At 51.5% G+C, this 23,930-nt stretch carries 15 protein-coding genes; 7 read left to right on the plus strand and 8 right to left on the minus strand.

All coding sequences use genetic code 11. The features are described from left to right. Positions 1-138 precede the first annotated feature (138 nt). Positions 139-1,188, minus strand: a complete 1,050-nt coding sequence (locus DFP98_RS19995) for a DUF4261 domain-containing protein (RefSeq protein WP_116062377.1) — start codon at positions 1,186-1,188, stop codon at positions 139-141. 354 nt (positions 1,189-1,542) lie between these two features. Between DFP98_RS19995 and DFP98_RS20000 the strand changes: the two genes are divergently transcribed. Then, entirely contained in the window at positions 1,543-3,897 is a 2,355-nt protein-coding gene (locus DFP98_RS20000; RefSeq protein ID WP_181917808.1) for a transglutaminase domain-containing protein, read from the plus strand. Between the two features lie 120 nt (positions 3,898-4,017). Here DFP98_RS20000 and DFP98_RS20005 read toward each other — a convergent pair whose 3' ends face one another. Continuing rightward, positions 4,018-9,657: a DUF4073 domain-containing protein gene (locus DFP98_RS20005; protein WP_116062379.1), complete on the minus strand. Its 5,640-nt coding sequence runs from the start codon at positions 9,655-9,657 to the stop codon at positions 4,018-4,020. A gap of 475 nt (positions 9,658-10,132) precedes the next feature. Beyond that, positions 10,133-11,842 carry a DUF2207 domain-containing protein gene (locus DFP98_RS20010; protein ID WP_116062380.1) on the minus strand — a complete coding sequence of 570 codons (1,710 nt, stop codon included), beginning with the start codon at positions 11,840-11,842 and terminating at the stop codon, positions 10,133-10,135. Positions 11,843-12,130: 288 nt separating this feature from the next. Here DFP98_RS20010 and DFP98_RS20015 point away from each other — a divergent pair, with 288 nt between their 5' ends. The 3 genes from DFP98_RS20015 (at position 12,131) to DFP98_RS20025 (ending at position 14,770) form a co-directional block, all read left to right on the plus strand. Then, positions 12,131-12,715, plus strand: a complete 585-nt coding sequence (locus tag DFP98_RS20015; RefSeq protein WP_116062381.1) for a GNAT family N-acetyltransferase — start codon at positions 12,131-12,133, stop codon at positions 12,713-12,715. Positions 12,716-13,112: 397 nt separating this feature from the next. Further along, on the plus strand, positions 13,113-13,694 hold the full coding sequence (locus tag DFP98_RS20020; protein ID WP_116062382.1) for a TetR/AcrR family transcriptional regulator: 582 nt from the start codon (positions 13,113-13,115) through the stop codon (positions 13,692-13,694). Continuing rightward, entirely contained in the window at positions 13,691-14,770 is a 1,080-nt protein-coding gene (locus DFP98_RS20025) for a DUF418 domain-containing protein (protein WP_116062383.1), read from the plus strand. Before DFP98_RS20020 ends, DFP98_RS20025 begins: the two co-directional genes overlap by 4 nt. A gap of 6 nt (positions 14,771-14,776) precedes the next feature. Here DFP98_RS20025 and DFP98_RS20030 read toward each other — a convergent pair whose 3' ends face one another. The 4 genes from DFP98_RS20030 to DFP98_RS20045 all read right to left on the minus strand — a co-directional run bounded on the left by DFP98_RS20030 (position 14,777) and on the right by DFP98_RS20045 (position 19,113). Next, complete coding sequence (locus DFP98_RS20030; protein WP_116062384.1) at positions 14,777-15,919, minus strand: hypothetical protein; 1,143 nt, start codon at positions 15,917-15,919, stop codon at positions 14,777-14,779. Then, positions 15,912-16,451: an RNA polymerase sigma factor gene (locus tag DFP98_RS20035; protein WP_246016611.1), complete on the minus strand. Its 540-nt coding sequence runs from the start codon at positions 16,449-16,451 to the stop codon at positions 15,912-15,914. Before DFP98_RS20035 ends, DFP98_RS20030 begins: the two co-directional genes overlap by 8 nt. A 143-nt stretch (positions 16,452-16,594) precedes the next feature. Next, on the minus strand, positions 16,595-17,077 hold the full coding sequence (locus DFP98_RS20040; protein ID WP_116062385.1) for a DinB family protein: 483 nt from the start codon (positions 17,075-17,077) through the stop codon (positions 16,595-16,597). Positions 17,078-17,154: 77 nt separating this feature from the next. Continuing rightward, positions 17,155-19,113 (minus strand): ABC1 kinase family protein, encoded by a 1,959-nt coding sequence (locus DFP98_RS20045; RefSeq protein WP_116062386.1) that lies wholly within the window; start codon positions 19,111-19,113, stop codon positions 17,155-17,157. A gap of 162 nt (positions 19,114-19,275) precedes the next feature. Here DFP98_RS20045 and DFP98_RS20050 point away from each other — a divergent pair, with 162 nt between their 5' ends. Further along, the gene (locus tag DFP98_RS20050) at positions 19,276-20,040 is read left to right on the plus strand and encodes an SDR family oxidoreductase (RefSeq protein ID WP_116062387.1); all 765 of its coding nucleotides are present in this window, start codon (positions 19,276-19,278) and stop codon (positions 20,038-20,040) included. Between the two features lie 39 nt (positions 20,041-20,079). On the opposite strand, the gene DFP98_RS20055 is transcribed toward DFP98_RS20050, so the two are convergent. Beyond that, entirely contained in the window at positions 20,080-20,997 is a 918-nt protein-coding gene (locus DFP98_RS20055; RefSeq protein WP_246016612.1) for a DUF4261 domain-containing protein, read from the minus strand. Positions 20,998-21,178: 181 nt separating this feature from the next. Between DFP98_RS20055 and DFP98_RS20060 the strand changes: the two genes are divergently transcribed. Together DFP98_RS20060 and DFP98_RS20065 are read left to right on the plus strand one after the other, a co-directional pair. Next, positions 21,179-22,588, plus strand: a complete 1,410-nt coding sequence (locus DFP98_RS20060) for an MBOAT family O-acyltransferase (protein ID WP_116062388.1) — start codon at positions 21,179-21,181, stop codon at positions 22,586-22,588. Between the two features lie 22 nt (positions 22,589-22,610). Then, positions 22,611-23,891: a DHHW family protein gene (locus DFP98_RS20065; protein WP_116062389.1), complete on the plus strand. Its 1,281-nt coding sequence runs from the start codon at positions 22,611-22,613 to the stop codon at positions 23,889-23,891. Positions 23,892-23,930 lie beyond the last annotated feature (39 nt).

A 23,930-nucleotide genomic window follows, 5' to 3' on the forward strand; every position in this document is an offset into this window, starting at 1 on the left:
GGCTTTTTGTGACTGTTTGTTTTAATTATAGAAGAGGTCGATAAAAAGACCGGCCTGCAACGTCACTGAGAATGACGCAATCGACCGGTCTGTTTTAATAATCCGCCTGCTTGACGTATACCTGCACAGGCTCAATCTTTAATATCCGATTTTCAAGCTCTCTCCGGCTATGTACACCCCTGCGGATCGGGTAATCGGCAGCTTCTGCTCGGCGGTGAACCCGATCGTCTCCCCATCGTGCAAAGCTACATCGTACTCGACGACGTAAGACGCGATATCCATTAGAAAATCGCGCAGCTCGGCAGGCGAAGCCTGGCTGTCGATAATTTCGATCTCGTCCTTGCCCAGCGGCTTCAGACCGCAAGTGTACGCGCTCATTCCTCCCTCGGAGCGGACAAGACCAAAGTAAACGAGATTCAGAACCGGGAAACCCTCGTCGGATTTTAGCAAATCGGCCGCTTCCACAAACATTTCCGGTTGAAACACAGTGCCGGAGGAATAAAGCCCGATGGCGTTGGACAGCTTTAAGCAGCTCGCAGCGAGCTTCGTATACATAATCCCGCTTTCAAGCGCGGAGCGTCCGCGGGGGAATACGGCTACGATCATTTGCGCCACATGAGTCCCGACCACATCCGCCGCTTCGCGCCACGTGTAGTTCCCTTGCGCGTAGTGCTCGGCTTCGCCGTCCGGTACAGGGGCATCGATAAAGCTTACAGCCAGGGTGAATCCATCCGTTTCAAAAACGAGAGTGCCTTCGGACTCCTCATCCTCCGGCGAACAGGAAATATTCCAGTCCTGTACGAGAATTTCCTTCAACCGTTCAAGGTCGCACTCATGGGAGTTGAGAAGAACGAAGCCGGTAAACAGGCCGGATAACTCCTTCGAGTCTGCGTTCAGCTTGTCTATCATCGCGATTGCCTGCCGCTCCGCAGTTGCGGGCTCATAAGGCTGCATATCGCTAATCACATGGCCGCAGTGCTCCGTCTCGAATGCGTTCGAATAGCCGCCGCAAACGCCGAGAAGCCACTTGCCAAGCAGCGATTTTTTAAATCGAAACAAGTAATATTGCATTTCATTCAACGTAAATTGTCCGGCGCATTCTATTCTGCTCGGTCGCTTACCTAACCCGTCGTCATTTTCCAACCAATCGATCATCGCTTGTGTCGCCGCTTGCTGCTGAGCTGTCATTCTTCTTTTCCCCCTTGGGTAATTTCCCCGCTGTTGCGGATTCAATTGTTTATCTAGTCTGACGAGACTTTGTGACGGCCTTGAACAGCTTAATTTTCCAGAGCCCGTTCAGTCTGAAAACCTTTGAAAACATGCCTTTTTACCGGAATCCGCTTCCTCTCTTTAATACAATAACATAATTTACAATTTCTGAAATGCCGCTCTGGTGAGCGGGAAAGAAGACCCAATCCCTTCCTTAAATCGATCTAAAGATCCATTCTTGTTCCACGTCCTTCCAAAAATAAGGTATAATAGCCTTATTTCCTGTCGATTTATAGGGAATTTTAACTATTAGATATGGAGAGGTGTGCAGTTTTGAAGAAAGCGTTGTCTGTATTCTTGCTAGTTGCTATGCTCCTTGCCGCTTGTACGGAAGGCGGCGAGCCGGAAGTCGTCCAACCCTCCAAGTCCCCAACAGAAACGCAACAAGTCCCTAAGGAAAGTATCGTTAACACGGGCGGCAGGACGGTACTGGACCTCAAAAAGAAGTATGGCTCCGACAAGGACAAGGCATATATGCCTATGTACAATGTCCCTCAGGACAAAGTCTTCCAATTTAAGTTCAACAGCGAAGTCCCAACAGACGCGATCACCGTACACACGGATATTAAGGCGGAGGAGAAAAGCCGGATTTTAGCCTTCACCTGGCCTTTGGACTTCGGGGAAAATAAGAATACGATTGAAGTAAAGCCGAATAGCGCCGTGTTATCGACCTCCGAGCATCTGAACGGCTATAACGGCTGGGGCAATGCCCCGATCTACTACATCCGGATCAATTACGATATGGATGCAACGACTCCTACCCCATTGGAAAAGCCGATTATCATTCCGTTCACGATCAAATCGGAAGTAGAAGTTCCCACCCTTAAATATACCATTAGTCATGACGGCCGATTCAAGCTGACCTGGAACAAGATAGAGGGAGCAACCGAATATAAAATCTACCAGCGCAGCAAGATCGTATTAAGAGAAACGACAAATCTGCCGGTAACAGGGGCTGAAGAGGGCTATATCGGTCCTTCGCCTTTATTGGAGACCTCCTTAACGGAAACCGAGTTCGACGACTTTTTGCTCAACGGCAGCGGCGGCCTTGTAAGCGTTGAAGATGATAGAGTTTCGGTGCAAAATCAAGGCGTGAACGGCGAATACTACATTACGGCAGTAAAAGACGGCAAAGAGTCTATTTTGAGCAATGCCGTTAGCACCATAGCCTTGTCCTCCCAATTGCCTTATAAGCTTGAGGGAGAGAATAATATATTGTACGAAACATTCGACGGGATTTCTTCTCTACCTTCGAAAATCGATGTCACCTTTATTGATGGCTCCCTCTCTTCGAGAGACGTTATTTATGACCCTAGCAACGTAAGCATCGCAAACGTTGGAAACACCGCAATTCCTGCAGTCATTAAAGGCACGGCGCTGAAAGGCGCAGTATACGTCAAGAATCTGACCGAGGAAGATTTACAGAAGCTAGCGGATGCCCAGCCTAAAGACAGCGCCACGGGCTTTGTCGCGCCTGAAAATACGACAGACTATATTCCTGCGCCGGATGTCCCGACCGTCATTGAACCCTCCGCCAGCGAAGAGCAGGGAAAAAGCCTGGAAGAAATCCAGAAGACAAATACGGAGCAGAAAGTTGAAGAAGGCAACCAACAAGCGGTGCCTGTTCCCGAGATCATTGAAGAGGTTCCGCTTAACGCGGACACGGCGCTGGAGGAGTTTCTGGCGATCAACATGATTGATGTTCAGGAGAAAATTTCGTTGAAGGCTTTCCCGGAAGCACAAAACTTCGAGACCATCTCCGATGTGCTGCAGGAGGTTATGTACCAAAACCCGCTTGTCATCGGTCTTAAAGGCTGGGGCTACGACTATCGCACCTTAACGCTGACGCTGAAATACGAGGAGTCCGCAGACGACATCAAGCGAAAGCAGACGGAAGTGCTGGCCGAGGCTAATAAAATCGTGGCCGAAATCGTCAAACCCGACATGTCCGCAGAGCAGAAATATAAAGTTATTTACGACTATCTGAACGATAACACGAAGTATGACGACGCTGCGCTTGCCAACGCCGAAGCCAACGAATTCCGGAATATCGATCCCGCATTTAACGATTCTTTTACGACCTACGGCATTATGGTGAAAAAGGTTGGCGTATGCGCCTCCTATGCTTCGGTGTACAAAATGCTGAGCGATTTGGCCGGGCTGGAGACGATTGTCGTCACGGGAAATATGGACGGCGTTCCCCATGCCTGGAACAAGGTCAAGCTCTCCAACGGTTGGGTGCATGTCGATTCGACGAACAACGCTACCAACAGCGGCATTCCCTATCTTCTTTTCTATTCCAGCGATGAGATTGCGGAGTCTTTGAACTTTAAGCTTTCCAAGGAATTCTGGACAGACTCGGAGCTTTCTAACTTCGTTTCCACGGATGGGTCCAAGGACTACTATGTCGCGAATGGCTTGGAGGCCAAGTCGACTTCCGAATTCGGCTCCGCGTTGTCGGGGCAAGTGGAAGCAGGAAGCACTCATATTGTGATCCGTTTGGGCGCAAAAATTGATACAAGCGATCTAATGGAAGCGGCTAGAAAGGCGCTGAACGGTCTGCCCGAGAGCAAACGCGAAAAAGCCACCATGGGTAGCCTAAGCAATTACGTGGTCGTCACATTGTAAAAAAAGCTGACTAAAGAAAAGGACCTCAGCCTCCACTTCAGTGGAATTTGAGGTCCTTTTGCGTATTAGCAGGGATATTTCTATACCATGAGAGCACTCAAAGAGTAGGCTCCCCTAGTCTCACTTTACTTCAATCAACCCGGACTTCTGCAGCAGCCGCTGAATAATCGCCGCGACTTCCGCGCGGGTCATGTTCGCCTTCGGCGCCAGCGTATCCGCGCTTCTACCCGTTACGATGCCCGCTTGCACGCTGCCCGCAACGCCGTTCTGCGCCCACTTGGCCACTTTGGACGCATCTCCGTAAGGGTTCAGCACCACGTCTGCCGATGGGACGGACAGCGTATCCGCCAGTCCGGTCAACACCATCGCTTTGGACAGAATCAGCATCGCTTGTTCGCGTGTAATTTTGTCTTTCGGACGGAAAGTGCCGTCTTCGAAACCGTCGATCAATCCATACGCATAGGCCGTGTTGATGACACCGCTGTACCAGTCCGCTGCTTTCACATCGGAGAAGCTCGTCGCTCCGCTTTCCGGCTTGAGCCCAAGCCCGCGCACGAGAATCGCTGCAAACTCGGCGCGGGTAATGTCCCGATTCGGAGTGAACTTGCCGCTACCCGTTCCATCGATGACCATCCTCGAACCCATGTCATTAACTGCGGACTTCGCCCAATGCTTCGCGACATCGCTGAACTCGATCGGATTCCAGACGACGGCGTACGTGCTATTGGTCAAGCTGTTGATCTTGGCAAAATATCTTGCGCCGTTCTTGGTCACCTGAGTCGGCACATGACGCACCGAACCGTCAGTCTCGATGACGACGCCTGTCGTAATCTTGTTCGGGTCTATTCCGTCCGGAATGGCGACCGTTCTTTCGACGTAGGCATTAAACTTCGTCACGTTAACCGTTTGGTTGCCATATACCGCTGTAATGTTGAACTCGAGCGGCGGCATAACCAGAGAGAAAGTGCCTTTGGCTGCAGCGTTCTCCGCGAGCTTGATCGTCTCTGCCTGAGAGGCGGAGATTTCAATCCGCACCTTGATGTCCGTCAGATTGGACGGTTTGCCAAGCTGCGCAAAGATCGCGTCGATATTGATCTCATGAGCCGGAATCGTATAGGTCGCATGGTCGGTTTGGAGAACGAGAACCGCTTCCTTGTTTTCCATGTTTTTGACCATTTGGCCATTCAGCTCGCCAATGATGACATCCGACTTCGCTTTGACCGGAATCGTCACGACAGCGCCTTGGCCTTCGGCGGCCAGCTTGTCGTCCAGTTTCTTCTGGTCTACAACGATCGTCAGAAGCGTTTGCTCGTTGCGCTTGCCGGTTGTCGCTTTTCCTGCGTTTTCTTCCTTGCCGTTCACCAATACGATGACAGCCTCTTCATTCGCGTTGCCGGAAGGCGAAGTCGTTCCTCCGTTAGCACCGCTATTGCCCGGGTTGCTTCCGGGATTGCTGCCTCCAGACGTGCGAGGAACAACCGCCGAAGATGCGGCTGAAGCCGCGCTGCTGCCCGCTGAATTAATCGCCTGTACGGTGAACGTATAGCTCGTCCCGTTTGTCAATTCAGTAATCGTAATCGGACTCTTCGTTCCCGTTACTGTGATTCCTCCCGGTTGAGACGTAACCTTGTACTCCGTGACCGGGTTGCCTCCGTTGTCGGCCGGCGGTGTGAAGCTGATCGTCGCTTGGCCATTCCCCGCAACCGCGGTCACATTCGTCGGCGCACCCGGGGATCCGGCCGGTGCCGTCGGCGTCACGCTTATTGAGGATGCTGATGCCGGGGAATCCCCGACACTATTCGTAGCTATAACGCTAAATGTATAGGCGGTACCATTCGTCAACTCTGTAATCGTAATCGGACTCTTCGTCCCGGATACCGTAATTCCCCCCGGCTGAGAGATCACCTTGTACCCTGTAATCTCGCTTCCGCCCGTATTGGCAGGAGGTGCAAAGCTAATCGTCGCCTCTCCATTCCCTGCAACGGCGGTCACATTCAGCGGCGCACTCGGCGCTCCGGCTGTTCCAGTTGGCGTAACGCTTGTTGTCGGTGCCGATGCGGGAGAGTCTCCCGCGCTGTTAACGGCAACTACCGTAAACGTATAGGCGGTACCGTTCGTTAATCCCGTAACCGTGATCGAGCCGGTCGTTCCTTCAGCCGTTATTCCGTCAGGCTGAGAGGTCACGACGTATTTCTTAATCGGACTACCGCCGTTGTTTGCCGGCGGCGTAAAGCTGATCGTCGCTTGACCGTTTCCTGCGACGGCTTGTACTCCTAGCGGTGCAGTTGGAGGTTCAGGTGTAAAATACAGCGTCGTGACTGCTCCCGTTGGTGTTCCTGTGGACGTATCCTCCGCAACGCGCACTTGTACTGTTTGCGTTCCGCCAAAGGTCGGCGGATTCGACTCATCGTATGCTTTCCATGTCATACCGCTATTCGTCGAATATTCCATCGTAGCGTCCGCGCCGGTGATTTTGTTCGTCTCATCGTTTACCGTTACATTAGGCGCTCCCGGCGCTGGAGGGTTAGGCTCGCTCGACGTAAATTGGAGTGTCGTGACTGCTCCTGCAGGCGCTCCTGTGGACGTATTCTCCGCTATGCGTACTTGTACAGTCTGCGTCCCGCCAAAGGTCGGCGGATTCACCTCATCGTATGCTTTCCACGTCGTGCCGTTATTCGTCGAATATTCCATCGTAGCATCCGTGCCTATGATTTTGTCCGTCTCATCGTTTGCCGTTACGTTCGGCGCTCCCGGCGCAGGCGGATTAGGCTCGCTCGACGTAAACTGCAGCGTCGTGACTGCTCCTGCAGGCGTTCCAGTGGAAGTATTCTCTGATACGCGCACTTGTACCGTCTGTGTCCCGCCAAAGGTCGGCGAAATCACCTCATCGTACGCTTTCCACGTGGTGCCGTTATTCGTCGAATATTCCATCGTAGCGTCCGCACCTATGATTTTGTCCGTCTCATCGTTTGCCATTACGTTAGGTGCTCCCGGAGCAGGAGGATTTGTTACATTCGGCGTAAAATATAGCTTTGTGACCGCTCCCGCTGGCGTTCCTGTGGACGTATTCTTCGCTACGCGCACTTGTATCGTCTGAGTACCTTCAAAGATCGGCGGATTTGCCTCATCGTACGCTGTCCAGGTCGCACCGTTATTTGTTGAATATTCCATCGTAGCATTCGCGCCTACGATTTTGTTCGTATCATCGTTGGCTGTTACATTCGGCGCCCCAGGTGCAGGTGGATTTGTTACATTCGGCGTAAAATATAACGTTGTGATCGCTCCCGCTGGCGCTCCTGTGGACGTATTCTCCGCTATGCGTACTTGTACAGTCTGCGTCCCGCCAAAGACTGGTGGATTCACCTCATCGTACGCTGTCCAGGTCGTACCGTTATTTGTCGAATATTCCATCGTAGCATTCGCACCTATGATTTTGTCCGTCTCATCGTTTGCCGTTACGTTCGGCGCCCCAGGTGCAGCCGGATTCGTTCCGTTCGGCGTAAAATACAATGTCTTAACCGCTCCATTAGGCATTATGCGTACCTGCACCGTCTGAGATCCTTCAAAGGTCGGCGGGTCCCACGGTTCGTATTGTTTCCACGTAACACCGTCATCCGTTGAATATTCCATTGAGCCGTTCGCGCCTACAATCATGTTCGTATCATCGTTGGCTGTTACATTCGGTGCTGGCGGGGGCTCCGAAAACGATATGCCTTTTGACGCACCTGCGGGCACTCCATTTGCCGCCGCAACACGCACCATTACATAAACAAATCCGTTAAAAATCGGCGGATTAACCGAATAATAACGTTTCCACGTAACACCGTCATTCGTTGAATACTCCATCGTGTCGTCTGCGCCTTCAATCAGGTTCGTATCGTCGTTCGCCATTACGTTCGGCGCTTCCGGATTTTCCGTAAACGTTAGCGTAGTCGTCAATCCTGGCGGTGTTCCCGTTGCCGGATCTGCCACTACTCGCACCAGCACCGTCTGATTTCCGCTAAAGGTCGGCTGCGGATAACTCCACTGATCGTACGGTGTCCATGTCCCCCCGGCATCCGTCGAATATTCATATTTCTTCTGACCGGGTCCAGTACGCTTTATCACGTTCTCTGTGTCATCTGCTTGTACATCGTTCGGCGCGGCCGGTGGCGGCGGATTCGGAGTGAACCAGATTGTTTTGTCCAATCCTGCGGGCGCTCCTGTAACCGGATCTTCCGCTATGCGCACCTTCACTGTCTGAGTTCCTTCAAAGGTCGGCGGATTCGCCTTATTATACGCAGTCCACGTCCCACCGTCATCCGTCGAATATTCCAGTGTCTGATTCAGATAATCCGTATAATATTCTGTGCCTGTAATAAGGTTCAACATATCATTACTCGCTACGTTCGGCGCGCTCGGCGGCGGTGGAGCCGGATAGAACCGCAGCTTCGCCGGAAAGGATGCCAACGTGTCCGTCGCCGTATCTTCCTTTAGGCGTACATACACCATCTTTTCCCCGCTTAAATTAGGTGGGCTTGAGGGATTGTATGTCGTCCATGTCGTACTGGAAGAGACTCCAGCATTTCCAAGATCAACGAAATACTCCATCTTGTCGTTTACGCCCGTAATTGTATCAGCTACGTTATTCGCCGAAACATCCGGCGCATCCGGTCTCAAGCTCACTTTCCGGATTAACATGGTGTCATATTCCGCAAAATAAATGTTTCTCCCCGAACTGTCCACGGCCACTCCGAAAGGGTTGCTCAAATGGGCCCTTTTTGAGGAATAGTTATACGCGGCTTCATTGCCGCTAGTAGGACCGCCTCCCGCTACACTGGTGATTACGCCCTTCGTATCTACTTTCAAGATTCGAAAACTGGCTCTATCCGAAATATAAAGATTTCCTGCATGATCAATATCCACTCCGTAAGGATATAAACCAACTTCCGTCGCTGGCTTATTCTCTCCGCTAAAACCGCGACTCCCATTTCCCGCCGCCACAGTAATATTGCCATCCAGATCTACTTTCCAGACTCGAAGATTCTCCATATCCGCAATATAAAGGTTATTGTCGCTGTCAATGGCCACATCTGTAGGAAAGTTGAGACTGGCATCTGTCGCTTTCTGAGCGTTTTCGTTATAGACGCCGCTCCCATTCCCCGCCACTGTGGTGATCTTGCCATCCAGATCTACCTTCCGGATTCGATTGTTACCTGAATCCGCGATATATAGATTTCCGCCATTGTCTACGACTATTCCATTAGGAGAGTCTAATTGAGCGCTTGTCGCCGGCCCGTCGTCCCCGCCAAAACCGGGATTCCCATCCCCCGCCACTGTGGTAATGGAGTTAGGGGGATTTGCAGCCCGTTTTAGGATGCGATTGTTTTCCCCATCCGTAATATAGAGATTTCCTTCATTGTCCATTGCCACACCGGTAGGCTGGTTTACACTTCCGTTCCCCACCACCGTGGTGATCTTGCCATCCGCATCTATCTTTCGGATCCGACTGTTTTGCCAATCTGCAATATAAATCTCGTAAACGCTCGCGGCCACCGTGACAGGAAAGTTCAATTTGGCATCTATCGCCGGTTGATTATCACCGTTATAACCCGGATCATGGTACTTCCCCGCCACTGTGAAGATGAGGTGTGAATTTGGGTCGGCGTTTGCCGGTTCTGCCGCAAAGCTCTGCTGTACGGATAATATGGACAAGAGCTGCAGCATCATAGAAAAACATAAAGTTAAAACAGATAACTTCTTCAACGGTTTCCGGCTCATCGCTATACCTCCAATTTTTAATTGTAAAATAATAGCTATCTGACTGTCAGGGCTCCTCAGCAGATTCGCAAAGAAAGAATTCAGCTTTGCAGAGGTTGTCTCGACTCTTAGTATGCATGCTCTGGCGCAGGCTCCGCCAAACGGCCCCAGTCATTGGATACACACGCCGCAAGTCCAGCCCTCCTCCGTGTGTTAATTCCTTTTTTCGACAATAATATATCTCACCATACAACATGGCGATAAACGAAGAATAAACAAGAACGTGCCTCTAGAACAAAATTGCTAAGCCATAGCTACAATCTTCCCGGCTATCTGTTTATCTGTTTCTTCCTTAGTAAAGAAAAAAAACCGAGAACCCGCATGCCCAGGTTCTTGGCTTTTTGATAGTCTAATAACCATTCCTGCTCATTGAGCATTAACTGCCGACGTAAAGCGAACTCCATGATTACCGGCTGGCGAACCGCTTCCTAGACGACTAGAACGCGCCGCGTCCGCCGCCCCCGCCTCCTCCTCCGCCGCCAGAGGAGAACGATCCGCCCGAATCTCCCGATTCCGACGATGAACTGGAGGGAGTTGCTTCTCTGATCGACTGTTCAAACGACTCTGTCCAAAGCTCGTAATGGTAGAAGTATGAGTTATCGACCGTAAAATTATTTTTCTGCGCAGCAGGTACGCTTAAACGGGCAATAGCAATCACCTTCTTCGCTACTCCTAGCGGAATTGCGTAAACAAAGTAGTGTTCCCACAGATGAACCGCCATCGGCTCGCACGTCTCAAACTGGCTGTAATCTTGCAAAAAGCGCTTGAAAGCCTGCCATTTGCCATATTCGACCCGCCCCATTTTTGTTTTGCGCATCCTCTTGGGGATCAAGAAAATCAAAGGGATTGCGCAGAACATCAGCCATCTCCAAGCATCCGTCGCCAGGAAAAGCAGACCGAAAAACTGAACAACCGACGCTAATTGGACTGTTCGACGCGCAAGCTTGTGGCTTACGATATAGCCGGTGCGAACTGCTGATTGTGCGACCTCCTCTTGCCATTTCGACCAGTGCTCCCTGAAGTCGCCTGGCTCTTCCTTGGCATACTTGCGAATATCCGAGAGCGATATCTTATCGGACTTCATTATTTTCTGGAAGAACCAGTTGATCAGCATCGTCTCGTGCGGTTGAAGCTCTTCCTCCTTCTTCTCCCTCTCCAGAAGCTGGAAAGTGTAGTTGGTCTGCTTTTGACCCGAACCCTTGACCATCTCCATATGGACGCGTTTCTTCCGTACCAGATCAACTAACGTCGCCATGAGATCCTGAGGTTTAACCTCATACTTCTCCAGATAACCAACAACAGCAGGCGTAATATCACCAGGAAGCTCCCTGTAATATTTCTCTTTCCATCCGAACTTAAACCTATCCCCGAATTTGAGAGAAATCCCGCCAGCCAGATTTACAAGCAGCAGAGCCAAGGCGCCAAAGACGCTGCGATCGTCGCCCTCGTTCCCCCAATTCTCTTCTTCCCTCGTAATCGCCTCAAGCATCCTCTCATCGCTTACCCGTGTGCTTTCAGGAACATAAGAGCCGGGAAAGAGAACCCGCACCTCCAGCATCTCCTCGGACGGCAGCGGGCTGATGCGATATCGAATCACGCCGTTGCCCTCAATCTGAAAATCGCCATGAGGCGGTCCATGCCCGAATGCGGTAATCTCTTCGCGTACCGCCCCGTTCGGTAGTTCAACGTCAATATTCACTGTTTCCAACGTGCTCTGATTTCTGCCATCAAAAAACTTCCAATACAATTCTGCCGTATCCGCATAGACCTGCACGACGTTTTTGACCGTATACGTCAATCGAAATGCTTTGGACTCGTCCTTTGATGGACTGAAAGCTTTATATTCGAGCTGACTCCCATCGCTTGATAATTCAGTGCGAAGGGGTATCTCCCGCCCTTCTGAAACCTCAAAGGCCTGAAAATCCTCGATCCCGTCCGACTTTAAGCTGTCAAGCTCCACGACAATGCCATTAAAGGCTCCGTCAAACTGGTACTTGTATGCCTCTGTTACGCGCATATCGCCCTTGCTATTGACGACCGCATGAATATCTACTTCGCTAATCCTGTAGGAGCGTTCATCGGCATAAGCGGGCTGAATAGACAGGAGCAGGACAAACGCAAAAACGAATCCGACAGCTTTAGTCATCCGAGGCACTGGGCTGATCTTCCTCTCCTATATAGGAATAACTGCACCGTATCCGATAGCCATCTCTGGCATTCGTACAGGGGTATAGTCATATTGTCCTATATCGGCTAATGGACTCGCGCCCTTTAGCTTGCGGGCGTCCATTGCAACAGATCGATCACATCGTCTTCGCCACAATGGCCTAGTCATAAGCAAGAAAATTGGCGCTTTTCATTTGTCACTTGTTTTTGTATGTTAAATACTAACCGCTAGTTAACGGAATTGGATGGCCAAAAGGAGATAGATCCCATGCAGGTTGAACCGGTTATTTTGCAAGGAGTGCGGGTCGCGCTTGTTCCTATGGAAACCTCTCATATCGCTCCGCTGTACGAAGCGCTAAACGATCCGGACGTATGGACGTATTCGCCGCCAGGCATGCGACATATTGAAGACATGAAGGCCTATGTTGAGGCAGCTCTAGAGGAGCGTTCCCAAGAAGTTTCTATGCCTTTTGTCATCCGCGACATGGAGACGGATCGGCTGGTAGGCACGACCAGGTTCGCCGACATTTCCGTTGCCCATCGGCAATTGGAAATCGGCTGGACGGCTCTTGCTCGAGAGGTGTGGAGGACTCGCGTTAATACCGAGTGCAAGTATTTGCTGCTGCGGCATTGTTTCGAGACGTTGGGTACGGTGCGCGTACAGCTTAAGGCCGATTCCCGCAATACCAGATCGTTAAGGGCGATGGAGCGAATCGGCGCTACTCCGGAAGGGGTGCTTCGAAGTCATCGCATCTTAAGAGACGGTTATATCAGAGACACTGCTTACTATAGCTTTATTGCTTCGGAATGGCCGGACATCAGATTAAAGCTGGAACGCATGCTTTCCGTTTAGCCCGGCACCCAGTGTATCGCGAATACTACAAGTAGAGTCAAGAGGCTGTCCCATAAGCAAAGTTGCATGATAAACGATAATTAAAAAAGGTGTATATATCTCCTGGAGACTGCCTCATACGCTTCTGAAATCACCTCGTAACGGGTTTACCCATTCAAATTTCAGGAGCGTATAGCATCGGAGGGAGATATATACACCTTCACCTTGTTCATCGATTATCTTTCAGAGCAACTTAGTTGGCTTATGGGACAGCCTCTTTTGCGCTGTTAATGAAAAGAGGGATCAGGGCGGAGAAGACGCCGTAGATCGCTTGTTGCAACCGTCAACAAGATGCGATATACTCAACTTACTTACCGGTCAGTAAGTTAATTTAAAATAAGAAAGTTGAGGGTTAAATATGGCTTCGACCTATGAAAATATTTTAGAGACATCCTATCGCTTGTTTGCCGAGCATGGATTTGAGAAGACGAGCATGGCGATGATTGCCAAAGCCCTGAACATTTCCAAACCCGCGCTGTATTATCACTTCGAATCCAAAGATGCTATTATCGACACTCTCTTTGAAGAGCTGTGCAGGAGCATCGCTTTTTCGAGATTTTTTAAGCTTCAGGACTATACGCGGACAAACTTTGCAGAAAAGCTGACGTCAGATGGATTACATCTGATTGGCAGCCAGCAGGAGGATGCTCGTTACTCTCAAATCATGAAGCAATATCAGGCGCTGGGTTACCGAAATGCTAAATACGCGGAGAGGCTGCTGGAAATATTGGAGGGGTTTACGGCGGGCTTTGCCGAACTGCTGCAACACGGAGCGGCGCTGGGCGCGATCCCGGACGACGATGTGCTGGTCCGGGCGCAAATGCTGAATATGATCCTCGACAGCATCGACAACTATATCAACTACGGCTTTAAGTATGACTATAACGCGATCTGGATTAAGGCCGTAGCCGATATTGTCAAAGGGGTCGATCATGCATGAATCAGACGGCACAGCGTATTACAGCGCTTGATTTTGCCCGTGCATTGGCGATCTTCGGCATGATCGTAGTGAACTACAAGCTTGCGATGCAGGCAGAGAACGACGGACCGACATGGCTAGCAGCTGTCGCCGGGCTGTTCGAGGGGCGGGCCTCGGCGCTGTTTGTTGTCCTGGCGGGGATCGGAGTGTCTCTAATGACCGCGAAAAGCCGCAGTTCCCTGGACAAGGACCTCATTCGACAGAACCGCATAACCTTGTGCAGAAGAGCGGCTTTTCTCGCAATTGCCGGCGCAGGCCTGCTGCTGATCGGCTGGAACGCGGATATTTTGCACTATTATGCGGCGTTTTTGCTGCTTGCCTCGCTGCTGATCACCGTATCCGACCGGATGTTGGCTGTAATGGCGGCCGCTGTTGTGCTGATTTCATCCATGCTGCTGCTTTTGTTCGACTACAGTCGGGGATGGGACGCCGGTTTCCATGTCTATACGGATTTCTGGACGGCTGCAGGCTTTGCACGGAATTTGTTTTTTAACGGGTTTCATCCGTTGTTCCCTTGGCTGGGCTTTTTCCTGATCGGAATGTGGATGGGCCGGAAACGCTGGTTCGGCCAAGAGACCCGCGGCCGTCTGCTGCGAGTCTCGCTGTCCGCTGTAATCGGTCTGGAACTTCTTTCCTACGCGCTGATCCACTGGCTCCCGACAGGACTGGATACGGAATCGGCGCAGTATCTGTTCGGTACAAAGCCGATGCCGCCCAGCCTCTTCTATATACTGTCTGCATCCTGCTCGGCATTCGCTGTAATCGCGGCTTGCCTGTATCTAGTCGAACGGAGCGAAGGAAATCCACTGACTCGCGTTCTGATCAGCACCGGACAATTGTCGTTATCCCACTATATCGGGCATGTCGTCATTGGGCTAGGTCTTCTGGAAGCGGTCGAATATTTGGAAAATGGCCGACTTTCCTTCGCCGTCCTCTACAGCTGCGGCTATTTTGCGGCAGCCATGATCTTCTCGGCGATTTGGAGAAAACGGCAGCGGCACGGACCGGTAGAACTCCTGCTGAGAAAAGTCGGTTAAAGCAGTCTATGCCGGCATCGTAATGGACATATACTTCACGACTCCCGCGTCAAAGTAAAGGTAGAACCGGATGTAATCTCCCGTTCTATAGCCCCACTCCGTCTCTGTCTCCAGGTTCGGTTTGCCGAGCTTGGAGAGAACTTCTTGCTTGGTCAATCCCACACCGACCCCGTCCTTGGTTTTGTATTGATCGCTTGCAAACAGGAGCCTGGAGTTCAAGGAGATGAGGTTGTCTACTCCTCCATACTCGCCCATCATTTTAACCTTTTCGGTTACACTGTCGTAAAATCGGAAAGGCTGCATCTGGCTGAATAGCAAGAGTTGGGATTGCCATTCGTCAAAGTCCTTACCGCCGACAAGCATACGATCGGCGTCCAAGCTGAAGCTGTCGTCTCTCTTCCCGCTGTTCTCCTCGGACAATTCCACTCTGGCCTGCTCCAGAATCCGATCCGCCTCAGCCAGTCTGGTGTCCGGCTCGGCCAACCCTTTGACGAGCAGCAGCAGCATATCGTCGGCATAATAGGACCCGTTCCCCAAATCGACGGTATTCTGCTCAAGATTGTACGGAATCGTATAAATGCCGTCGACCGCTTCCACCTTTAAAGTTATCGTACGACCGGCATCGGGGCTTTCCGCTTTGGCTGCATCCAGACTGATCCAAGCTAGATTCTGTATGACTACGTATTCGCGCTCTCGGGGAATATCAATCCTCTTATCTTCAAGTTCGTCATATAGAGATACGTTCCGAATTTGCTCGACGTCAAAAGGCAGCGCATCCTTTAGCACGCCGAACGCCGTTGACAGCTTCACCGGAATGAGTTTTTCCTGCTGCTCGTTTGCCGTCTCCGTGGGCGGTTGTTGTTCGTGACTCGGTCCGGCTGGAATCTGCTCTTGAGTATCGCCCGACCAGCGCGTCGCCACCCACTTCTCAAGTCTGCCGTAATTAAGCGCCAACCCGAACAAAATCACGAGAACCGCTGCTCCGGCCGCCATTCGTTTCCTTTGGCTTGCCTGCCGTCGCCGAGTCTTAAGCTCCCTCGATTGCGCCGCCTGCCGTTGAATTCGTTCCATATGGGCCGCCGTAAAAGTTCTGCAGTTGACCGGATCGCCTTTTAATTTCGCATACCATCCCGGTTCAAACTCATTCATACGCCGCATCCTCCTTCCAATACGCGGACATCTTCACGCGTGCGCGAGCCAATCTGGATTTCACCGTTCCCTCCGATACGCCTAGAACATTGGCAATTTCCTTCATGGACAGTTCGTACTTGCCGTGAAGAACCAGCACCTCTCTCAGTTTTAACGGCAATTCCATGACCGCTCGCCAAATCTCCTCGGTCACCGACTGCTCTACGGCTTGCTTCTCGGCGGACGCATTCACGCCCTTATCAGTAATCCAGCCCGTTAAAGTTACCTTTCGCACAAAAGCCGTCCGCAAATAGTTAATGGAAATATTGCGCGTGATCGATAACAACCAGGTTTTAATGCTGGACGCTCCGCGGAATAGATGTATCGATTCGTATACCTTGATAAAAACGTCTTGAGCGATGTCATCCGCCAGATGATGGCGCTTGGTCAGCAGAAAGGCTAAATTCCATACCTCCTGCCCGTACACAGACATCAGTTGCTGTAGGCTTGCCGAGTCCATCCGCTCAAGATGCTTCCAATAGGTTTCGTCCAAGCAGCCTCACCTCCTATGATTAGACAATGCAAACAGGAAGGCGGTTCCCTTTTCTCGAAAAAAAACGTCAAGACCGGACCCCCATTCAGGAGCCCGGCCTTGTGGAATTCGGTTATGTAAGTCCGCTTGCCGCCCATCTAACTCTACAACAGCGCCTTGTCGATTTGCACTTTATGATGCTGATCATGCTCAATAAACTCTTGAATGATATACAGGAGCGAATACGGGGTTCCCGTATGAGGACATAACTCGAACCCATTTGCGGTAACGGGCTCCCTGAGCGCGTTGTCTCCGATCGAAGCCAGCAAATCGCATAGCTCGGCGCGTGTGGCGCAGAACTCCTCCAGCAGTTGATTCCTGCCGATGCCCGATTTGGCATAGTCATAGGCCACGGAGTTAAACGGGTCGAAATCCGGAAACACGATGCCGTCCCCGCCTAGTACGGAAGGAATCACATTCGTGATTAGATACCGATCCCAATTTTGCAGATGGGATATGATTTCGGCCGTCGATGCTTTTCCTTCCGCGATCGGCTTAAACCAGACGGAATCGTCCAATTCGCCAAGTCTGCTCGCCCAAGGGATAATGCACCTAAAGCTCTCGAGTATCTCCTTGCTATCCGGCATGTTCACGTCTCCTCTTCCATACTGGGAACAACATAACACGCGAACATAAGTTTGTATATTATTTTTTGTGTGATGACTTACTCCTTCGTCTGCTTCAAGCTCCGCACCGCATGAATGGCGACCCGAATGAGCAGCAGCGCGCTAATCAACAGACCGGCATACCCGAACATAGCCACAATATTAAACCGCTCCCAAGAGAGGCGTCCGCTTAGACTAAGCAGCCCGATGGAAATGCCTCCGAACGCCGTCCCGACGAAAGCAAGCAAAGCTTGCGAAATCCATTTTGTCACGAATGAAGTGTTGGCCTTGTCGGCAAAAAAGCCGATTTTAACGGATACCTCGCCCTTCTCCAGCATCGTCCCAAGGTGGTCGAGTCGCCGCGGCAGCTTGCGAATAACAGGAAGCAGCTCCAGCAATTCGTTCGTCGCCGTTGTTTTCAGATCGGCGTAATTGCCGACGGGCAGAAATTCCGACACATGGTCTCTGGCGAAGCGGCGGGATTCCTCCATCAGGTTAAAAGAAGGGTTAAGCAGCGCCATCGTGCCTTCCAGTGTAATCAGCGAGCGAAATGCGCCGGCGACATTCGGATAGAACGAAAATCCGAACTCCCCAATCATGCGAAACAGCCCCTGGATGAACGCATCCGAGCTTCCGGCGGCGTCATAGGCCGTCTGGACCAGAAGCTGGCTGAGCGCCTGTTCCAGGCTGGCTTGATCGATCTCCTGCTTCGGCTCGACCAATTGCAGCAGCGAATCCATGATGATATGCGCATTGCGCTGCTCGAATCCGATCAGCAGCCGCTTCAGGGCGTCCTGCTGCAGCGTTCCGAGCCGGCCGACCGAACCGAAGTCCAGCAGTGCAGGAGTGCCGTCGTTCAAAATATAGACATTGCCGGGATGAGGATCGGCATGAAAAATCCCTTTAACAAAAATTTGCTCCAGCAGGCAATCGAAAATTTGCTTCTGTACCTCTCGCCGATCGATGCCGCGTTCGCCCAGAATTGCGGTACCGCTCTTAACGCTTACGCCTTCCATGTATTCGAGCACTAGAACCTTCGAATTACTGAGCTCCCGATAGACGTCAGGAATTTTCACTTTGGTCTGGCTATCGGCCAGAGAAGCGGTCACTTGAGCGAAATTGCGGGCCTCGATGCGAAAATCGGTCTCTTCCTTCATCGACGCGGAGAAGCCCTTGGCCAAATCCAGGAAACCGATATTTCGGGCCCAGGCCGACCTTTTGGACACCCATGCCGCAAACCGCACCAGAATGTCCAGATCGAGCTGCAGCTTGGCCGTGATATCCGGGCGAAGCAGCTTGACGACGACTTTTTTCCCGCCCTCTTTTAACGTAGCGCGATGGACCTGTCCGATCGAAGCCGCGGCGAGCGGTTCCATCTCGAACTCTCGAAAGATTTCGTCTTTGGGCCGTCCCAGCTCCTTGGCCAATATTTCCTCCACTTGCGCCGTAGACAGCCGAGCCACGTTCTCCTGCAGCTTCGAAAGCTCTTCGATGATTGCCGGCGGCAGCAAATCGGAACGCGTCGACAGCACCTGGCCGAATTTGATGAAGAAACCGCCGCAATCCTCCAGCATTCCGCGTAGCGACACGGCCGCCCTTCGATCCGAAGCCGGAGATCGTTTGATGGCCAAGTTTTTGCCTACGCCGTTCTTGAGCGCGATTATCGATACCTGAACGTATCTGCGCTGCCTTCTCCACCACGCGGACAGCCTCTTGAACGGATTTTTCGCCTCAGTCAGACGCTCCCCCCGTTCGCCCAGAGGGATCGGATCGAACATTTCGAACAAGAGGTAGAAGAGCAAGGAAACGATGACCATGCTGAGGAGCCACAGCCATCCGTCAATTCCGAAGTTGTCCGATTGATGATCGCGCAGATAAGCGTACCAATATACGGTCGAAGTGACGATCACACTGAGCAGCGACGCCATAACCTGCTTCATAAAGCTGATGCTCGTGCCGACTAGCCGGCCGATCACAACTGCCATAATAATAGCCAATAGAATTAATTGGGAGTACATCGGTTCACTCCTTCGAGTAACGGATCACATCCTCATTATACACAATTTGGACGGCGGCCGACTTGCCCCCTTCATCCGGGCAACCGCAAAATGTGAGAGCAATATTTCTAATCTTCCCCTGTGATATAACTATCTGTGAAATCCAAACAAGGGGATGAACATATGGGAAAACTGACAGGTAAAACAGCTCTAGTCACCGGCGCGAGCCGGGGTATCGGCCGCAGCATCGCATTGCGTTTGGCGCTGGAAGGAGCCGTCGTTGCCGTCCACTATGGGAACAGACAGAGCGACGCGGAGGAAGTTGTGAGAGAAATTGAGCGGATTGGAGGAACCGCATTCGCCATCGGGGCGGACTTGCGAACTCTTGACGGCATTCAGAATCTGTATGCGGCGCTGGACGAGGCCCTTGACAAGCTTGCCGGCGACAATCGCTTCGATATTCTGGTGAACAATGCCGGAATTGGTCAAATTCTCACGCTGGAGGAGGCGACTGAATCCTCCTTCGACGAGGTCATGACCGTCAATGTCAAAGCTCCGGTATTCGTCACCCAGCAGGCATTGCCTCGGTTGAGGGATGGGGGGCGCATTATCAATCTCTCCTCATTCGTGACTCGCGCAGCCTCGCCCAGCGTGTTCGCCTACAGTATCACCAAGGGCGCGATAGATACCTTCACGCGCGTCTTGGCGAAGCAGCTGGGAAGCCGCAATATTACAGTGAACGCCATTCAGCCCGGCATTATTAATACCGAGATGAATGCCGGTACGCTGCAGGACCCGAACGGGCAGCAGTTTGCCGCCGGGCTTTCCGTTTTCAGAAGGTGGGGCGAGCCGGAAGACGTAGCGGACATCGCCGCCTTCCTCGCCTCGTCGGACAGCCGCTGGGTCACCGGAGAGTTCATTGACGCCAGCGGCGGCTCGCATCTGTAAGCTTCGCAGATCCGGAATGCGGTCGGAGCCGACAGCCCGTTAGCTGTCGGCTTCCGGCCTACCTCCATAATAGGGATCGCCCGGATCGAGATCGAGTACGACGCGGTGCGGAGCGGCCAGCGCATATTGGTGCGCGCAGCGCCAGCGCATGTCCTCCGTAAAGCCGACGGTCTCCCCATCGCTAATAATATCGCCCTCTTTAAACAGGTAGTAGCCGATATCCGTCAGGAACGAAGCTACTTCGTTCGGGGTAAGGTCGAAAAAATGACACTGCACGTCCGGGACTCCTAGCGCGGCGAGCCCTATCGTATCCATCAGCGATTCGGGACGCGCACTCCCGGTCCCCTGTACATTGTAAAAACGTACATTCATCGCGCCGTACAAAATAGCGCCATTCTCGATAGCGTCCAAATAAGCCCGGGGCTCAACCAGCTTGTCGCTTTCGCGGAAATAAAGAGCATCGCAAGGAGCGGTCTCCAGCACGGCCCGGAGCGAGCCCGTAAACAGCTCTAGTCTATCCTTCGGCTCCAGTCCGGAAGCCAGCATATCGACAAGCAGCAGGGAGTGCCGGCATTGCTCCAACGTCTGTTCCGCTTCCTGCCAATGCCAGGCTTGCTCGATGGCCGTTTTGTATTCCGTTGGCGAACGAAGTTCCGATTCCACCAAGCTCGTTTGGGCGGGCATTTCCCCTTCTGCGTATCCAACCATGTAATTAAGATGGAAGAAGTGCAGCAGATCCTGATCCGTCTCTTCATTGGGCTCCCATACGGCAATTCCTGCTTCGCTCTTCCGCTGTTCCGGCCGATCCAGCTTACCCGTATATCGCTCCATATTGGCGTATAACAGCTCTCTCTGCAATTGAGGCTTCTCCTTGTAGATCAGCTCAACCGAATACACCCGCGCGAATCCGAAGTCCTTTTCACTTTCAACCAGCTCGTCCATTTCCTTATCCTTCATCGTTATCGCCTCCATACTATGCATCTATTATATATAGGCTAATTCGATTCTTCCAGATTCTAGGGGCCTGAAAATCGGCAAGCCTCGTATTGGGAAATATGTCACATCTATTTTAGAGTCTTTATTTGTTATAATCGAACAATGCAGCACGGGCATCGCCGACAACAGGAGGAAATACGCTTTGGTTTTTAGTTCAATTCTCTTTTTATTTTGCTTTTTGCCGCTTGTTCTTGCCCTTTATTTCGCCGTTCCGTCCAAATATAAAAATACGCTTCTACTGATTTTCAGCTTAATCTTCTATGCCTGGGGCGAACCCCGATACGTCGTCCTCATGCTCCTATCGATCCTCTTAAATTACGGTTTTGGAATAGGGATCGATAACGCCGGCGACAATCGCGGCAAAAAAAGAGTCGCAATTCTAACGATGGCAATCGTGGTTAATATCGGACTGCTCGGATTTTTCAAATACGCCAACTTTTTTGTCGATCTGCTCAATTCCGCCTTGCAAACGAATATACATCTCCAACCGGTGCCGCTGCCTTTGGGCATTTCTTTTTATACGTTTCATGTGCTGAGCTATCTAATCGACGTGTATCGCAAGAAGGAGCAGGCGCAACGAAATTTATTCGACCTGGCGCTGTACATTACCTTCTTCCCGCAGCTTGTAGCTGGTCCTATCATTCGCTACAATGCGATCGCCGAGCAGCTTCGCAAACGCGTATTCAGCTCCGTTCAATTTGCCGAGGGCATTCGGCGTTTTATACTGGGCCTGTCCAAAAAAGTGCTGCTGGCCAACCCTCTCGGCTCCGTAGCGGACACCGTATTCGCGACATCCGCCATGGATCTTTCTACGGGAAGCGCCTGGGTAGGCATTATCGCTTATACGCTGCAAATCTATTACGATTTCTCGGGCTACAGCGATATGGCGATCGGTTTAGCCAAAATGTTCGGCTTCGAATTCGCGGAAAACTTCAATTATCCGTACATCGCCAAAAGCATTTCCGAGTTCTGGCGACGCTGGCATATCTCTCTGGGCAGTTGGTTCAGGGATTACGTCTATATTCCGCTTGGGGGAAGCAGAGTCGCTACGTGGAAAATATACCGCAACCTATTCCTCGTGTGGGCTCTGACCGGATTCTGGCACGGCGCCAGTTGGACGTTTATCGCATGGGGAACGTACTACGGCATTCTAATCGCCCTGGAGAAAGCCGGTCTGGAAAAGCTGCTGTCCCGAATCTATCCGTTTAATCACGTTGCCGTCATTCTGCTTGTGATGATCGGATGGGTGTTCTTCCGGGCCGACGACTTCGGGTATGCTACGGAGTTTATCGGCGCCATGTTTCACTCCCGCGGCGACGCTCTATTCGATTCCCAAGCGCTGTCGCTGCTGTCTCTGAATTGGCTGCAGTTTGCCGTTGCGATTATCGTCGCCGCGCCGATCTACCCCAACCTTCGGAAGCTGCAGTTTGGCAAGTCGGTCACGAAGGTTCTTGCGGCAGCCGCATTGCTGCTCCACTTTTTCCTATTCGCCGAAGTCGTACTGTATTTAATTAATTCGACCTATAACCCGTTCTTGTATTTCAGATTCTGATGCAAGTAGAAGGAGTTTCGAAGTGAGTAAACCTGTCTCCATCCTCTATATCGTCGTATTTCTAGCGATCCTCTTCGGCTTTGCGATTGCCGGCATGGTATTACCCGATAGAGCCGTCTCCACCGTCGAAAACAGAGCCTTAAGCAAGCTGCCGGCCTTCAGCTTCGAGGCCGTTGGCACGCGTCGCTTCTTCGAGGAGATGAATCAATATATCAACGACCAAGCGCCGCTCCGCGATGAGATGGTGCGGCTCTACCAAAGTCAGCAAAATTCCGGTATATTCAACTCCATGCTGCTGGAAAACCTGTTTCATGTGAAGCCGCCGCAGAAGCCCGAAGAAGGAACCGTCGTCAAAGATTCGCGCGTCGTATCCAATCTGGTCGTCATCAACAAGAAGTGGATTTTTCCGGTGACGGACCCTCTCGTTCATACAGATAAAATGGACGAATCGACCGCCAAGCTGAACGACGCGATTCAATTCGCCGCGGATCAACAAACCGAGACGTACTTCGTCTTTAATCCGTCGAGAACCAGAACTTTAATGCATCTCTATCCGGATTATATGCAGACCGACGCTTACGCCAAGTCGAAGGCCTACTTCCTATCCAAGCTCGACAAGAGCGTAAATGTCGTCGATATCGGCAAGAAATTCGATGCTTTTACGAACGCGGCAAAGGAAGAGCTTTACTTGGAAACGGATCATCATTGGAATATCCAAGGCGCTTTTGCCGCCTATCAAGAGATGATCGCCGAAATTTCCGCCAAGTCGGCCCAGTTCGAAGATAAACCGATGTCTCTAGATGATATCCGCGTATCCGGACTGACGATCGGCAGCTTCGAAGGCAGCTACAACTCGCAAATCAATTATGCCGTCAATCCCAAAACCGCCGATCGAACGGTGATTTACGAGCCGAACAAGCCGTTCTCGTTCAGTAAATTTGAAGTAATCAATAAAGACGGGACGCAAACCGTCAAAAGCTTTAACGATTTCTACGGCTTCAAACGGGGCCAAAGCACTTATGCCTATGGAACGATCTATGGCGGGGACAGACGGAAAATCGCTTATGAAAACCCGCAAGCCAACAATCGATTAAACGTCCTGCTGCTTAAAGATTCTTTCATGAATCCTCTTACGCCGTATTTAGCGCAGCATTTTAACAAACTCACGGTTTACGACAACCGCTATTATTCCGAATTCAGCTTAAAAGAAATTCTCGCCAGCGAACACTTCGATATGCTCATCATCGCTTTCCATGACGATAATCTGTTTAGCGGCTCATATGAGTTTGACAAACCGCTCTAACGATAAGGAAGTGGGGATGTATCGGGGCAGAGGGACGGC

It is taken from the genome of Cohnella phaseoli (genome assembly GCF_003386235.1).
Taxonomy (GTDB): Bacteria; Bacillota; Bacilli; order Paenibacillales; family Paenibacillaceae; genus Cohnella; species Cohnella phaseoli.